This window comes from Micromonospora sp. GCM10011541 (assembly GCF_042650725.1).
GTDB lineage: Bacteria > Actinomycetota > Actinomycetes > Mycobacteriales > Micromonosporaceae > Micromonospora > Micromonospora sicca.
The window spans coordinates 1-1793 of the sequence record NZ_JBHSBP010000087.1; the positions used below are offsets into that span (position 1 = coordinate 1).

General features: G+C 64.2%; 1 protein-coding gene and 1 pseudogene. One reads left to right on the forward strand and one right to left on the reverse strand.

What is annotated here, in order from left to right; genetic code table 11:
• Positions 1–38: 38 nt before the first annotated feature.
• On the reverse strand, positions 39–836 hold the full coding sequence (locus ACFOYX_RS30475) for a GNAT family N-acetyltransferase (RefSeq protein ID WP_322444134.1): 798 nt from the start codon (positions 834–836) through the stop codon (positions 39–41).
• Between the two features lie 279 nt (positions 837–1115).
• Here ACFOYX_RS30475 and ACFOYX_RS30480 point away from each other — a divergent pair.
• A pseudogene (locus ACFOYX_RS30480) lies at positions 1116–1277 on the forward strand (bacteriocin biosynthesis protein); the annotation flags it as partial.
• Positions 1278–1793: the final 516 nt, after the last annotated feature.

A 1793-nucleotide genomic window follows, 5' to 3' on the forward strand; every position in this document is an offset into this window, starting at 1 on the left:
GGGACCCCCAACACCCATCCTGGCCTGCCCGAAAGGCCTTATCTGAACGGCATTGGGTCAAGGGGGCGCGTGTGCCGCCGGAGCTCGTCGATGATGTGGGCACGTGCGGCGGAATCGGAGCGCACCGTGGGGAACGATTGCACTCGGTGGGTGCACTGAGAGCGGAGATCGCTGTCGAGGCGGTCTATCTCGGTGTTCAAGGCTGCTGTACGGACGATTTCCAGCAGCCCTACGAGGTGAGGTGCGAGCAACGCGTACGACTCGTCGGCGTTGGTGCGGTCAGCTTCGGTGAGATCGCGTACGACATTCATGTCGATCGCCGCGCGCACCAGGACGGTGTCGGCGTCCGCGGATAGCAGGTTGGGGTGGTCGTGGTCCCGCCACCAGTCGATCAACGGTTCTCCGCTGCTGCCACGGCCCGGGCGTTCACCGCGCTGCGCGAAGCCGAGGCGTATCCACATCTCACCGAGGCGGTAGTCGCGCCGGCAGCGTGCGGCGATGCCGAGGTGGTCGTGGTGGAGATCGCTGATGTGCTCGACAAGTAGCCGGGCGATGCCCTCGCCGCGCCGATCGGAGTCGACGCAGAGGTGACTGAGCCGGACACGTCGACGTGCCAGTGCGTAGAGGGCGTAGCCCACGGCGCGGTCTTCGGCGTAGGCCATGAGCAGGGTGCCCTTGTCTGCCGCATCGTCGTAAGCGGAGAACGGCATGTGACCGAGTGTCGCGCGGGCCCCGTTCCCGAGCTGGATGGCCGCGTCGATGGCCTCCCGATCGCGTGAGCTTGGTGTCACCAGACGGATCGATGCGGGACTCTCGGCACCCCCCTTTGCCAACATGTACGCAGTGTGCACGATCCACTGTGATGTGTGAAGCTTGTTGCGTCGAGGAGTGGCGGCGCGACCGGTCGTCTTGGTGTGGCAGCGACCGATGGATCCTGGCTGTGCGCGGCTTCGACCCTGGCCTGGGTACTGCCTTCGGGGCTGGTGTCGGATCCTCCCGCCACAGCTTCCGCTCCGGCCGTCCTCAGCTCCGGACACGCGGGGTCTCAGCTCAGGAAGTCTGCGTCGCCCCGGCGTCGAACGTAATCTCGTCCAGACCTCGGGGATCTGGGCTGCCGCGGCCTACGGGCAGTAACCGCCCTGCACGTGATCTTCCACTGGAACAGGCTCGGACTACCCGCCACCACCCAAGCCACCCTCGCCCAAGCGGCCCAGGAAGCCATCTTCGGCAAGGCCCCTGCGCCAACACGCCGAAACTCCGCGCCTCCTAGCGGCTGAGCCGCCCGAGCACTATCGGCGGCATGAGAGTGCGGGCGATGTGTCTGACGAATCTGGCTTGTCCGAGCGGTAGCGTGACTTGCGTGGCAGCGGCTTAGTCGAGGCGAAGAATGCAACGTACTGCGATCTGAACTGGAGCGAGAGGTCGGCGCGCGGCGTGCATTGCATGGACGAATCGTCTCTGTCATTGCCCGCAGTTGGATGATCGACGACGTGTTGGTTGGGTTGGACCATGTCGAATGGGGGGTTGGTAGGCCGTCAACCGCTCACACGCCGCAACCGTGCTTCGGCGAAGGAGTCTTCGCGGTCCTCGTGGGAGATTCGTGTGTGCCGAACGCCTATTGAGGAGCGTCCTTGAAGTCGGGCGATGAAACGACTCGGACGGCGCGAAGCACTTGGAGGGAGATGCAGAGCGCGTCGAATACTCCGAAGACATCGGCAACTAGGTCAAGATATTGACGTGATCTCAACAAGAATCCGGTAGGTATCGGTATTCGAAATGGGTGAGGTGGAGAG